The organism is Actinomyces oris (genome assembly GCF_001929375.1).
Lineage (GTDB): Bacteria > Actinomycetota > Actinomycetes > Actinomycetales > Actinomycetaceae > Actinomyces > Actinomyces oris_B.
Genome location: NZ_MSGO01000065.1, coordinates 1 through 12,794, shown reverse-complemented (window position 1 = coordinate 12,794; position 12,794 = coordinate 1). Strand labels below are relative to the sequence as shown.

The window sequence follows — 12,794 nt, the reverse complement described above, 5'->3', positions numbered from 1 at the left end:
CGACCTCCACCGGAGCATGAGCACGTGAAGGTTCTTCTCGCCCCCGGTGGGATGTGGCCCGAGCCCGCTGGAGTGCCTCTGGCGGGCTCGGGCCACGGTCTTGCCCCGAGCCGCGTCGCCGCCTGCCTGGCGAGTGGCTGGAGTCAGGCACGCCCCCATGACGCCCTGCGCCTGCTGCCCATGGCGGACGGTGGACCGGGCTCGGCCCAGGTGATCGCCCCCGAGCAGGTCGCCTCCCGGGAGGTCATACAGGGGCGGGGACCGCTCGGACAGGTCAGGGAGGTCGACCTGGTGCGTCTGGTTCCCAGACCCTCCCGATCCGGAAACCAGGACCGCGGCGAGGCGAGCACCTGGTTCCTGGACGCCGCACGTCTCCTGGCACTGCCGGCTGATCCCGGTGAAGCGGCCCAGGAGGCGCTGGAGGGCAGCACCTTTGGCCTGGGAGGCGTCATTGGCGCCGCCCTGAGCCGTACCGGGCCCTTAGACACGCTCCTGGTGGGGATGTCGCGCTCCGCCGTTCACGACGGGGGCCTGGGAGCCATGGATGCGCTCGGCGGCCTGCGAGCGGCCAAGGACCTGCTGTCGCGCCGCAGCCTCGGACTCGTTCTGGCCGATGACATCGCCCTGGGAGGCATGAACGGTGCCGGGGCGGCCCTGGCGGGTGTCACCACCATCAGCCCTGAGCGGGCCCAGGAGCTGGACCGCCGCGCCTGCGCCCGGGCGATGGAAGTCGTCAGCGCGGCCCAGGACCTCGATCCCGGTGCCGTCGGCCCACGCAGGCCCCTGCCTGTCATCACCGCGCTCAACGAGGTCGGACTCTCCGCCTCCGCGCGCACGGCGGACTCCGCCGGGACTGCTCGCCTGAGCACGTCCACCTGGGGAACCGGGGCGGGCGGGGGCAGCGCCCTGGTACTGCGGGCCCTGGGGGCGGGGGCGCGCCCCGGGGCGCGAGTCATGGCGGAGAGCCTCGGTCTGAGCGATGCCGTCTGCGCTCAGGACCTGGTCGTCACGGCCTGGGGAGAGCTCTACGACGTTCTGTCCGACGGTGTCGTGGGCGTCGTCGGCCAGCAGACCGCCTCGCAGGCGCTGCCGTGCATCGTGGTGGGCGGGCGCTGCGCCGTCAGCCGCGCTGAGCTGGCCGCTGCCGGCGTCACCAACGCCTACGGGCTGCAGGAGGCCCATGCCACCGAGTCCTGGGAGGCCTCCGGCTCCCCATGGCTGGAGTCACGGCTGACAGACCTCGGCTCCCGGCTGGCCCGCACCTGGTCGCGCTGACTGGACGACGCGCGCCAGGGCACCACTGCGAGTCGCGGGCGGCTCAGTCGATGGGGGCCGTGGCGGTCGAGTCGCGCACGATGAGATCGGGGGCGAAGAGCATCTCGGTGCCGGTCGGCCGCTGCCCGTTGAGCTGCGCGAGGAGTGTGGAGACGGCTGCCCGGCAGATGGACTCCACGGGCTGACGCACCGTGGTCAGAGGCGGGTCGGTCATGGGGATGAGCGGTGAGTCGTCGTAGCCGATGACGGAGACGTCGTGAGGCACTGACCTGCCCGTCTGACGCACCCCGTGAACCACTCCCAGGGCCATGACGTCCGAGGAGCACACGATGCCGGTGCAGCCCTGCTCCAGCAGGTGAAGGGCTGCGCTGACACCGCCCTCGTAGGTGTAGAGCGTCTCCACGATCCGCAGCGGCTCCTCGGGCAGGCCCTCGCGCATGGCGTCCTCGTAGCCGGAGCGCTTGCGCTGAGCCGGCACCATGCGCATCGGCCCCATGGCCAGACCGATGCGCTGGTGCCCCAGGGCGATGAGGTGATCGACCGCTATCCGGGTCGCCCGGCGGTCATCGGTGGTGAAGCCCGGGGCCTTGATGGTCGGTGCGTTGCCGTTGACCGTCACCAGCGGCACGCCGCGCTCACGCAGGCGCTGGTAGCGGGTGACGTCGCCGGTGGTGTCCGCGTGACGGCCGGAGACGAAGATGATGCCGGCGACACCGCGGTCCACGAGCATCTCGATGTACTCGTCCTCGCTGATGCCACCGGGGGTCTGGGTGCACAGCAGGGGAGTGTGTCCGGAGGGTGCCAGGAGCTGTTCGATCTGCTGGGCGAACAGCGGAAAGATCGGGTTGCTCAGCTCGGGAACGATCAGCCCCATGAGACCGCGGGAGGTCTGGTGCACCGACTCGGGCCGTTCATAGCCCAGGATGTCGAGCGCAGCGAGCACCTGTCGACGGGTCGAGTCCGCCACGTTGGACTTTCCATTGAGCACACGCGAGACAGTCGCTGTGGAGACACCCGCCTGGTCGGCGATGTCGGTGAGAGTGAGTCTCTGTGGCATGAGTGAATCCTACGAAGAACGGTCAGGATGGAGGGGCTGATTCGCGTGCACCGACACTGGATCGTCGCGTCCCTCCGCTGACCATCATCGCAGGTCATGGGCCGTTAGCGGGAATCCGGGACGGTGAGGTGGCGCCGCCGGCCCCTGACCCCCTCTCGACAGGGCGGGAAGGATACGTCAAAGCGCCCGACCATGATCAGCCCTTGACCGCGCCCGAGATCGATCCTCCGACGATGTAGCGCTGCAAGTACTGGAACAGGGCGATCACCGGGGCCATGGTGAGGACCGCCCCGGCGGCGAAGATGCCCAGGTTGTTGGAGCGGTCGCCGGCGAGCATGCCGTAGAGCCCCACTGCGAGCGTCTTCTGAGAATCGTCGGTCAGAATGATTGAGCCCAGGAGGAACTCGCTGATGACACCCACGAAGGCCAGCAGGAAGGTGGTGGCGATGATCGGCTTGAGCGTGGGCAGAAGGATGACGCGGAAGACCTGCCAGTGCGTGCAGCCATCGATGATGGCCGCTTCATCGAGCTCGCGGGGAATCGTGTCGAAGGTTCCCTTGATGAGCCACACTTGCCCCAGCGCCCCGCCCATGAGCGCCAGGCTGTAGCCGGCCAGGGTGTTGAGGCCGAGGAAGGGGACCACCTGGCCGATGTCGGAGATCATCGTGTAGATGGCGATCATGGAGAGGATCGCGGGGAACATCATGATCAGGAGCAGGGCCAGCAGGCCTCCACGGCGCCCGGCGAAGCGGAACCGGGAGAAGGCGTAGGCTCCCAGCAGGGACAGGAAGACCTGGGCGGTGGCCACCACAGTGCAGATGATGATCGTGTTGAGGTACCAGCGCAGGAAAGGGCCCCGTACCCCGGACAGCAGGTTCTGGTAGTTGACCAGACTCACCTTGGTGGGGATCAGACCGGTGGACGCCACCGTGCCCAGGGGGTTGAGAGAGGCGGAGATGACGTAGAGGACGGGGAAGGCGCCGAAGACCAGGGCGATGACGCCGACGACGTGTCTCCAGCCGATCTCCCGGAACCAGCGTGAGAACGGCATGTGATTCTCGACGACGGCGCTCTCCTCGGAACCCTTGGATGCGGACTGGGGCACGGACTGCGATGAGGTGCTCATGGTGATGATGTTCTTTCCGAGGTCGGCTGGTCAGTTGACGTCTTCGAGCTTCTTGGTGGCTCGGAACTGCAAGGCGGCCAGGACACCGGTGACGGCGAACAGGACCACGGAGACGGCCGAGGCGAATCCGAAGTCCGAGCCGCCACGGCCGAAGGCAATGCGATAGACCATGGAGATGAGGATGTCGGTTCCGCCTCGCGTGTACTCCCCGGCCGGGAAGGGCCCACCCTCGGTCAGCAGCTGGATGGCATTGAAGTTGTTGAAGTTGAAGGCGAAGGTGCTCACCAGGAGAGGGGCGACGGCGACCAGGAGCAGCGGGGTGATGATGCGCCATGTGGCCTGCATACCACTGGCGCCGTCCATCTTTGCCGCCTCCTTGACATCGCCGGAGATGGACTGCAGAGCGCCGGTGCACACGATGAACATGTAGGGGAAGCCCATCCACGTGTTGGTCAGCAGGACGGCGATCTTGGCCATGGTCGGGTCGGACAGCCACGGGATACTGAGGTGCAGCATCCGGTTGATGAGGCCGAAGTCCTGGTTGTAGAAGTTCGACCACACGAGCAGCGAGATGAAGCCGGGGACGGCGTAGGGCAGCAGGAGGAAGGAGCGGTAGAGCTTCTTGCCCTTGATGCGATCATCATTGAGGGTCAGTGCCAGGAAGAAGCCGAGGCCGAAGGTGAGAAGCACCGATCCCAGGGCGAAGATGATGGTCCACGCGAAGGCCTTGAGGAACTGGGAGGCCAGGTTGCCCTCAGTGAAGAGCCGCTTGTAGTTGGCCAGTCCCACGTTCTGTTTCCAGGACTGGGCCAGGCTCTCGCCCTTGGCGTTGACGAAGTGCTCAGACAGCCCCACCTTCTTGATCGAGTAGACGTCCCCGGTGACGGTGTTGGTGATGGTGTCGGAGGACTCGTTGTAGACCATCCGTTTGGTTCCCTCGAACGCGGTCCTGACGCCCTGAACCTTGACCGTGGTCTTGTCCGTGAAGGGAACCGACATGGTGCTGATGTCCTCGTAGGCGGTGTTGATCTGCCTGGGGGAAAGGATCGTGTATCCCTCCGCCTTGGTCACCACGCCGTTGTCAACGGTCACGGTGCTGGCATCGACCTTCTCCAGCTTCTTCCCGTCACTTCCTCGCAGCACTTCCTTGGTCTGCGGATTGACAAGGAACAGTGAGAAGGGCCCTTTGTTGACGTCGCCGTCGGTCGCAACCGACAAGCCATAGGTGGGGGAGTTCTCCGTGCGGACCATGGAGTTGTTGGTGATGGAGGTGATGGCCTCCTCCTTGGTTCCGCGGTACCCGTCCCCGAAGTTGGTGAAGGAGGTCTGAATGGTCAGCAAGATGGGGATGATGAGGAAGACGGTGAGGAAGAACGTTCCGGGGAAGAGGTACTTGGCGGGTATGAATCTCCTGGTCGAGTACAGCAGGAACATGGCCCCCGTGGCGATGACGACGACTGCCAGCCACAACCACATCCGGTAGGCGATAAGAAGCGGGACGAGGTAGATCGCTGCGACCAGCGTGAGGGAGAGCACCATAATGCGACCGACGAGACCTCTGATGGTCGTGGTCTTTTCCCTCGGGGTGGTGGATGCGGACGTCATTATCTGCGGGTCCTTTCCAGAAGTGGGAAAGCAGGATGAGGAATAACCGGGTGTGTGGAGAAGCGTTCCGCCTCGGCGCGGGCGACGGGTTATGAACCGTTGATCGACGCCCGGATGGTCTTGCCGACCCCTGTCATGGTGCTCGCAGGGTCGGCGCCTGCGACGATGTTGGCCTGAGCGCGTCCAAAGGGTTCCCACACTGAGGACATGGCGGGGATCGCGGGCATGGGCTCAGCCTTGGCGGAGAGATTCGCGAAGGTGACCATGTCGGGTTGCTCCGTCTTGAGCTTGTCCGCGAGGTCCTTCTGGGCCGGAGGCAGCTCGTTGGAGGGGAACATCGCCGCCGCAAAAGTCATGTCCTTGGCTGCGTCGGCCACGAAGGTCTCGGCGAAGGCCTTGTTCTTTCCGTTGGAGGCCACATAGAAGCAGTTGACTCCCACGAAAGGACGGGCCTGGCTGTCCTTGATATCTTTGAATCCCGGAATCCTAGTGAGCTGGTAGTCGATGCCGGCCTTCTTGATGTCCGCCAGAGCCCATGGCCCCGAGATGAGGTAGGGGGCCTTTCCGTCTGTGAACAAGGAAATGTGGTTGGCGGCTGTGATTGACTTTCTGAGGACTCCCTGCTGGCCGAGCTGGCGGATCTTCTCCGCGGCCTTGATGGATCCCTCCTTGCCGATACCGAGGTCCTCGGGATTGTAGGAGCCGTCCTGGTTCTTACCGAACAGGTAGCCGCCGCCGGCGGTATAGATCGGCTCCATGTTGTAGGCGTCTCCCTTCTCGTCAATGGCCTGAGACAGGACGAGCTCGGTTCCGGCCGCCTTGCCCGCCTCGATCATCTCCTCGATGCTGGCCGGCTGGGTCACTGAGGTCAGTGCCTTGTTGACGAACAGGCCCAGGCACTCGACGGCGTAGGGCGTTGCGTAGATCTGGCCGTCGTAGGTGACGGCCTTGAGCGCGATGTCGGAGTAGTTGGACTCGGCCTCGGGGCTCAGGACGACCGGCCGGATCGCGCTGTTCTGCACCAGGTTGCCGATCCAGTCGTGTGCGCCGACGACGACATCGGGGCCGTTACCGGCCTGGTTGGCGGTGACGAAGTTGGGCTGCAGGTCGTTGGCGACGGTCTGGACCGCTACCGAGATGCCCTGCTGATCGCCCCAGGTCTTGGCAATCTCCTTGAGGGAGTCGGACTTCTTCTGATCCGCCCAGATGACCAGGTCGGCGTTGGACCTGTCCCCGGAGGCGTCAGATGCCTGCGAGGCAACACCGCCCGAGGCTGCCGTACCCGCAGCGCTGCGTGAGCCGGAGCAGGCTGCCAATGTTGGCACGGTGGAGGCCAGGGCCGCCATCGTCAGGAAGGATCGGCGGGTGGGTGCCACAGGGATTCTCCTTTGAATCAGAACCGGAGCGAGGAGTCCCTCGCCTAGCACTATAATTTAACTGGCCTATGCAATGAATGCAAGGGGCTAATGAAACTTGCACCCGTGTGCTCTAAGCGACGGTCGTGGCCTCCAGCCACGTCGTGGTCGCCGGGGGCACGAGTGGCCGCCCCTCCTCCTGACGCAGGGGCTGCGAGGACAGAAGAACCTTGGCCTCAGCCGGCAAGGTGACGGGGGAGTCGGAGGTGTTGACCACGACCAGGACGCCGCGCACCAGGAAGGAGAGGGCCTGGGGCGGGCACCACTCCAGGCCGGTGACGAAGGCCAGGGGAGCGCAGGCCAGGTTGTACTCCAGGCGCACGTGGGCCGCGTGCCGCACGGTCGCAGCCGGAGAGCCGAACTGGGAGGACTGCACCTGGGTGTGCTCAGCGACCATGTCGGCCAGCTCCAGGGGGGCGGTCGGCTTGTCGGAGTCGGTCAGGGCGATCTCGTCACCCTGACGCAGGTAGAGCGAACCGGGCAGGGCCAGCATCATGGCCTGCAGCGCCAGCCCTCGACGCAGCCGTTCCTCGTGGTCAACGGAGTACCAGCGCTGTCCGTCCCCCGGATCCAGGTGCTCGGAGAGAATGTGGGGAGGCAGGAATCGCCAGGTGGGCGGTGCCCCGAAACGGTCGTGCTCGTCCAGTGACCGGGTCAGGTGGGACGTGAGGGATTCGGCGTTCCACCGCGTCAGCGTCAGACAGTCATCGCGCAGGTGGTGCACCCAGTCGTCCTGGAGGTGATGGCGGAGCGACTCAGGGTAGTCGGCGGTCACGTCGGCACCGATGATGCCCTCATCGACGTACTCGGCCAGCTGGCCGTGCAGCATGGCGCAATAGGCGCTGAGTCGATCCAGCCGGGTCTCGCTGGTGAGCTGGGGAGGCACGATCGTGCCCAGGTCGATCCCGGCCGCACCGGCCTGCAGGTAGGCCTCCGAACGGCGCAGCAGGTCGTCGGCGGCTCCTTCGAGACCGGTGACGAAGCCGGTGTTCTGCTTGGCGTAGGGGCCCGTGATCGGACCGAGCGCCCCGGAGATGCGCACGATGGTGCGCAGCCCCTGCTCGCCGGCCTCGTCGATGAACCGGCGGATCGAGTCGATCTCGGTGTCGACGTCGAGCAGGCTGGGACGGATGAGTACCGCATCCATGCCCAGGTAGAGGGCGTGCTCGATGATGGGGGCGGTGCGGTCCAGCTCGGCCGCCCCCAGGGCCGGTGAGGGGATCTCGTAGACCAGTGCGTGGCGCCACCACTCTTCCGGACCGTCGTAGGGCCGGTGAACGAGAGTCGTGGTGGTGGTCACAGCAGGTGTCTCCCTTCCGCCGGGCGCGTGCCCAGGGACTTGACGTCCGAGAAGTGATTCATCGATATGAGGAGGATGCGTGGCGACCACAAGCTGGAGGGATCGGGCACCGGCGCTCCTCTAGGACGGTGTCGGAATGGTGACGTCCATCGTAACCCCCTTCTGCGTTACCTTGTGACCATGTCAGTGCAGAAATCTGGATCAGAGCCTGTGCGTATCGACGGAAGCGGCGGTTTCGGCCTATCCGGATACCAGCTGCGGGACGCTGAGCGCTTCGTTCACGAGCAGGCGAAGAATCCCCAGCGCACCCCTTTTGAACGCGACCGGGCCCGCGTGCTGCACTCCTCGGCGCTGCGGCGCCTGGGGGCCAAGACCCAGGTGCTGGGGCCCGCCGCTGACGACTTCGTGCGCACCCGGCTCACCCACTCCCTGGAAGTGGCGCAGGTGGGGCGCGCCCTGGGGCAGGCACTGGGATGCGACCCCGATGTCGTCGATACCGCCTGCCTGTCCCACGACCTGGGCCATCCTCCCTACGGGCACAACGGTGAGAAGGCACTCGACGTCGTGGCCCGCCGGATCGGGGGCTTCGAGGGCAATGCTCAGACCTTCCGGATCCTCACCCGGCTGGAGCCCAAGACCCTTGACGAGGCCGGGCGGCCGGTCGGCGTCAATCTGACACGGGCCAGCCTCGACGCCGTCGCGAAGTACCCCTGGCTCAAGGGGAGGGGACCGGGGGGGCCGAGCGGACGCAGCGCGCGTAAGTACTCCGCCTACGACGACGACGCCGAGATCTTCTCCTGGATGCGTCAGGGGGCCCCGGAGGGCAGGCGCTGCATCGAGGCGCAGATCATGGACCTGTCCGACGACGTCGGCTACTCCGTCCACGACGTCGAGGACGCGATCGCCCTGGGACGCCTGGACCCGGCCTGCCTGACCGACCCCAAGGAGGTCGATGAGCTGCTCGAGGCCACGCGGGCCTGGTACGGCACCGACCTGAGCGCTGACGCCCTCGGGGCGGCTTTCGAGAGGCTGGCGGGCCAGCCTTACTGGATCCGTTCCTACAACGGCTCCGTGGCCGACGCCGCGCACCTGAAGAACCTCACCAGCGAGATCATCGGCCGCTTCGTCTCAGCGGTCGCCACCGCCACCCGCCAGACCTACGGCAACGGGCCCCTGACCCGCTACGAGGCCGAGCTCGTCATCCCCGAGGAGACGGCCGCGGAGATCCTCCTCCTCAAGGGCATCGCCGTGCGTTACGTCATGGAGCCCCGGGAGCATGAGCCGGTCTACATGCGTCAGCGCACCCTCATCTTCGACCTCGCCGACGTCCTCATGACCGGCGGTGGGAAGGGCATCGACCCGGTTCTGCTCGACGTCTGGCACCGGGCCCAGAACGACGATGAGCGCCTGCGGGTGGTCGTCGACCAGATCGCCTCCCTGACGGATACCTCAGCGCGGGCCTGGCACGCCCGGCTGTGCGGCATGTTCTCCGAGGTCTAGCGGTACTGATCGGGGAGCTCGTTCAAGCCCCGGCGCAGGATGTCGGCGCCCTCGCCTACGATGGCCCTGTGGCGGGACTGATCAGGCGTGAGGACATCGAGGCGGTGCGTGAGCGCGCCAGGCTTGAGGACGTCGTCGGTGAGCACGTGACTCTCAAGAGCGCCGGCGTCGGCTCGCTCAAGGGACTGTGCCCCTTCCACGACGAACGCACCCCCTCCTTCCACGTCCGCCCCCAGCTCGGCTACTGGCACTGCTTCGGCTGCGGCGAGGGCGGAGACGTCATCACCTTCATCGAGAAGATCCACCACCTCGGATTCGCCGAGGCGGTCGAGTACCTCGCCGACCGCACCGGGGTCCAGCTGCGCTACGAGGAGGGCGGTGCGGTACGGCGCGGGGTGGAGCCGGGCACTCGGCAGCGCCTCATGGACGCCAACCGCCTGGCCGAGGCCTGGTTCCGCGAGCAGCTCACCACCCCGGAGGCCCAGCCGGGGCGGGACTTCCTCACGGCCCGAGGCTTCGACCGCCATGCCGCCGCGCACTTCGGCGTCGGCTACGCGCCCGCCGGATGGGACAACCTCGCCCGGTATCTGCGCGGGGCCGGCTACACCGAGGCCGAGCTGGTCGACTCCGGCCTGTGCAGCCGAGGCGGGCAGGACGGGCGCCGCGTCTACGACCGGTTCCGAGGCCGCCTCATCTGGCCGATCCGGGACGTTACCGGAGCCACCGTCGGCTTCGGGGCGCGCAAGCTCTCGGAGGATGATCAGGGCCCCAAGTACCTCAACACCCCCGAGACCCCCGTTTTCCACAAGAGCCAGGTCCTCTATGGGCTGGATCTGGCCAAGCGGGAGGTCGCCCGTTCCCACCGGATCGTCGTCGTCGAGGGCTACACCGACGTCATGGCGGCCCACCTGTCCGGGGTGACCACGGCTGTGGCCACGTGTGGGACCGCCTTCGGCGCGGACCACGTGCGGGTGGTGCGCCGTCTGCTGGGGGATGTGGACGACCCCGCGGCGGGCGTCGTCACCGGCCAGGGGCGCGAGGCCCGTGGCGGCGAGGTCATCTTCACCTTCGATGGTGACGCAGCCGGCCAGAAGGCCGCCCTGCGCGCCTACGCCGAGGACCAGCGCTTCGCCACCCAGACCTTCGTGGCCGTCGACCCCGGCGGCCTGGACCCCTGCGACCTGCGTATGAAGGAGGGGGACCCGGGCATCCCGCGCCTGCTGTCCCGGCGGGTGCCGCTGTTCGAGTTCGTCATCCGCACCTCCCTGTCCCACCTGGACCTGGACACCTCCGAGGGGCGGGTTCGGGGGCTGCGCTCGGCGGCACCAGTGGTGGCCGGCATCCGGGACCGGGCGCTCAAGCGCGAGTACACCCGGCGGCTCGCCGGATGGCTGGGCCTGCCCGACGTCGAGGTCCATGCAGCAGTCCAGGCCGCAGGCAGGCGCGGGGCGCAGCCCAGCGCGGCGCGGGGCGGCCAGTGGCCCGCCGATGAGACCGCCGGCCCCGATGCGGCCGCGCCCGTGCGGGGGCTGCCGCCGGTGACCGACCCCGTTGAGCGGATCGAGCGGGTGGCCCTGTCCGTCATCATCCAGTTCCCGACGACAGCCCACCAAGCCGGCGCCGACGAGCTCGGGGCCGACTCCTTCGGACAGCTCACCCATCGCGCCGTCTACGAGGCCGTCGCCGCCGCCGGAGGTACTGGGGAGGCGCTGGGGCTGGTTCAGCAGGCGGTGGCCGCCGGCATGGGGGAGCAGGAGGCGCAGCGCCGGGCCACGCTGCGTTGGCTCCAGCAGGTGCGCGACGGCGCCATCGGCCTGGTCGAGGCCGCCATCACCGAGCTCGCCGTGGCACCCCTGCCACTGCCCACCATCCGGGGACGCGGCACCGAGGTGGACGCCTCCGATCTGGAGCGCTACGCCAAGGACGCGCTCGACTCCCTCGCCGTCATGGGCATCAACCGCCGGCTCGCCGAGATGCGCTCACGCCAGCGGCGGATGTCGCCGCAGGAGGAGGGCTACCGCGAGCTGTTCTCCCAGATCGCCGCGCTTGAGCAGCGCCGCATGCAGATCCGGCAGGGGACCTGAGGCCGGCCGGTGGCCCACTGGGTGAGTAGCTGCGGGTAGCCTGGCTGTCATGCCGATTCTGCGACGTCGTCAAAGCTCATCCACCCGCTCCACCGCCACGCTTCCGCTGGAGATGCGCGAGCAGCTGCGTGAGCCCGCCCTGGGGGCCGTTCCTCTGGACGCGGACGGCTCGGCATGGGCGGTGGCCACGGCCGGCGCCCTCGTGGTCTTCAACGGGCGAAGCGGGCCCGAGACCCACGCCTGGGACGAGGTGGAGCAGGGGACCTGGGACGGGCAGGAGCGCGTCTTCACCCTGAGGTGGTCGCAGCAGGATCGCGAGGACCTCGTTCTGAAGGTACCGGCAGGAGTCCGTAACGGCGACGCCTACGCCTCCGCAGACGTGGCCCCCTTTGCCAAGGCCCTGCGCCAGCGGGTGGAGGCCGCCATCATCCACAGCGCCGTGACAACGCTTCCCGGCGGTGCCACGGCCACAGCGAGCGTGCGTCGAGGCGGGGATGGCGAGCTGTATTCCGTCACCCGGCCCCTGATCTCACAGGTCGATGAGGAGGAGGATCGCCGCGCGCTTCAAGAGCTGGAAAACCGCGTCCGCGAGGGTGTGGGCCTGCCCACACGGTAGGATATCGTTGGGATAGCAGCGTTTCCTGCGCTTCGCCGGATTCGACGTCGCCGCGGGATGTTGCTAAAGTTCACTGCGCGTCAAGCGCATTCCTGCGTAGCTCAATGGCAGAGCATCCGACTGTTAATCGGACGGTTGCTGGTTCGAGTCCAGCCGCAGGAGCCCATCGCTCGGAGCTCCAGCCCCACCGGCTGGGGCTCCGTATCTGCTCCACGGGGACGGCTTACACCACCGCCTTGGGGAAGGGCGCCGCGGGGTGCATGGTTTCCGGCGTTGCGTCGCTCTAACCGTCCTCGGTTTGAGAGAAGTGCGGGAAGGTGCCACGTCGGTGGGTCGGAACGGCCCCCATCTACTGAGCTCGCGCGCGTAGGGCCCCTCACACCAGCTGGTGTGAGGGGCCCTGTTCTGTTTTACCGTCCGCTCAAGGCGGGATGAGGCCTGCGCGCTTCTTTGAGGAGGCAGGTTATGTCACGGGCGTCTTTCAACCCGGAGCGTCATGTCACAGGCGAGCGAGCAGGTCTGTCTTCTTGGCGGTGAATTCCTCTTCAGACAGGATCCCCGCATCGCGCAGCTCGCCGAGCTTCTTCAGCTGAGTCATGACGTCATCCGTGTTCGCGGCCGGTGCAGCAGGCTGTTCGTTGGTGGCTTGGCGAATGCCGTCGGCCAGTTCGTTCGCGGATGTCTGTATCTGGCCTAAGAGGTCGCGTCAGTAGGTGCGGTGTGGGAGCGGGGTGCGGGCACAAGGTCCCGGTAAGAAGTGAGTTGTCTGTACTTGCTTCTGTTCCTGGGGGTGTCTCCTTGTGCCCGCTGTGCCAT

At 67.1% G+C, this 12,794-nt stretch carries 10 protein-coding genes and 1 tRNA gene; 5 read left to right on the top strand and 6 right to left on the bottom strand.

The window, feature by feature from the left end; all coding sequences use genetic code 11:
* The first annotated feature begins 24 nt into the window (after window positions 1-24).
* On the top strand, window positions 25-1,275 hold the full coding sequence (locus tag BKH32_RS12175; protein ID WP_075250265.1) for a glycerate kinase: 1,251 nt from the start codon (window positions 25-27) through the stop codon (window positions 1,273-1,275).
* 43 nt (window positions 1,276-1,318) lie between these two features.
* Here BKH32_RS12175 and BKH32_RS12170 read toward each other — a convergent pair whose 3' ends face one another.
* From BKH32_RS12170 to BKH32_RS12150, 5 genes are all read right to left on the bottom strand, one after another.
* On the bottom strand, window positions 1,319-2,332 hold the full coding sequence (locus BKH32_RS12170; RefSeq protein ID WP_075250264.1) for a LacI family DNA-binding transcriptional regulator: 1,014 nt from the start codon (window positions 2,330-2,332) through the stop codon (window positions 1,319-1,321).
* Window positions 2,333-2,528: 196 nt separating this feature from the next.
* Window positions 2,529-3,458 carry a sugar ABC transporter permease gene (locus BKH32_RS12165; protein WP_081376805.1) on the bottom strand — a complete coding sequence of 310 codons (930 nt, stop codon included), beginning with the start codon at window positions 3,456-3,458 and terminating at the stop codon, window positions 2,529-2,531.
* Window positions 3,459-3,488: 30 nt separating this feature from the next.
* The gene (locus tag BKH32_RS12160) at window positions 3,489-5,063 is read right to left on the bottom strand and encodes an ABC transporter permease subunit (RefSeq protein ID WP_075250263.1); all 1,575 of its coding nucleotides are present in this window, start codon (window positions 5,061-5,063) and stop codon (window positions 3,489-3,491) included.
* Between the two features lie 89 nt (window positions 5,064-5,152).
* Window positions 5,153-6,439 carry a sugar ABC transporter substrate-binding protein gene (locus BKH32_RS12155; protein WP_081376804.1) on the bottom strand — a complete coding sequence of 429 codons (1,287 nt, stop codon included), beginning with the start codon at window positions 6,437-6,439 and terminating at the stop codon, window positions 5,153-5,155.
* A 112-nt stretch (window positions 6,440-6,551) separates the two neighbouring features.
* Window positions 6,552-7,778, bottom strand: coding sequence for a glycosidase (locus BKH32_RS12150; RefSeq protein ID WP_075250262.1), 1,227 nt, complete (start codon window positions 7,776-7,778; stop codon window positions 6,552-6,554).
* Window positions 7,779-7,958: 180 nt separating this feature from the next.
* Between BKH32_RS12150 and BKH32_RS12145 the strand changes: the two genes are divergently transcribed.
* The 4 genes from BKH32_RS12145 to BKH32_RS12130 all read left to right on the top strand — a co-directional run bounded on the left by BKH32_RS12145 (window position 7,959) and on the right by BKH32_RS12130 (window position 12,140).
* Window positions 7,959-9,278 (top strand): deoxyguanosinetriphosphate triphosphohydrolase, encoded by a 1,320-nt coding sequence (locus BKH32_RS12145; protein WP_075250285.1) that lies wholly within the window; start codon window positions 7,959-7,961, stop codon window positions 9,276-9,278.
* A gap of 68 nt (window positions 9,279-9,346) precedes the next feature.
* The gene (gene dnaG / locus BKH32_RS12140) at window positions 9,347-11,362 is read left to right on the top strand and encodes a DNA primase (RefSeq protein ID WP_075250261.1); all 2,016 of its coding nucleotides are present in this window, start codon (window positions 9,347-9,349) and stop codon (window positions 11,360-11,362) included.
* A 49-nt stretch (window positions 11,363-11,411) separates the two neighbouring features.
* Window positions 11,412-11,978 (top strand): hypothetical protein, encoded by a 567-nt coding sequence (locus BKH32_RS12135; protein ID WP_075250260.1) that lies wholly within the window; start codon window positions 11,412-11,414, stop codon window positions 11,976-11,978.
* Between the two features lie 90 nt (window positions 11,979-12,068).
* Window positions 12,069-12,140: transfer RNA gene (locus BKH32_RS12130), tRNA-Asn, on the top strand.
* 337 nt (window positions 12,141-12,477) lie between these two features.
* Here BKH32_RS12130 and BKH32_RS14135 read toward each other — a convergent pair.
* Entirely contained in the window at window positions 12,478-12,576 is a 99-nt protein-coding gene (locus BKH32_RS14135) for an SHOCT domain-containing protein (protein WP_075250259.1), read from the bottom strand.
* Window positions 12,577-12,794 lie beyond the last annotated feature (218 nt).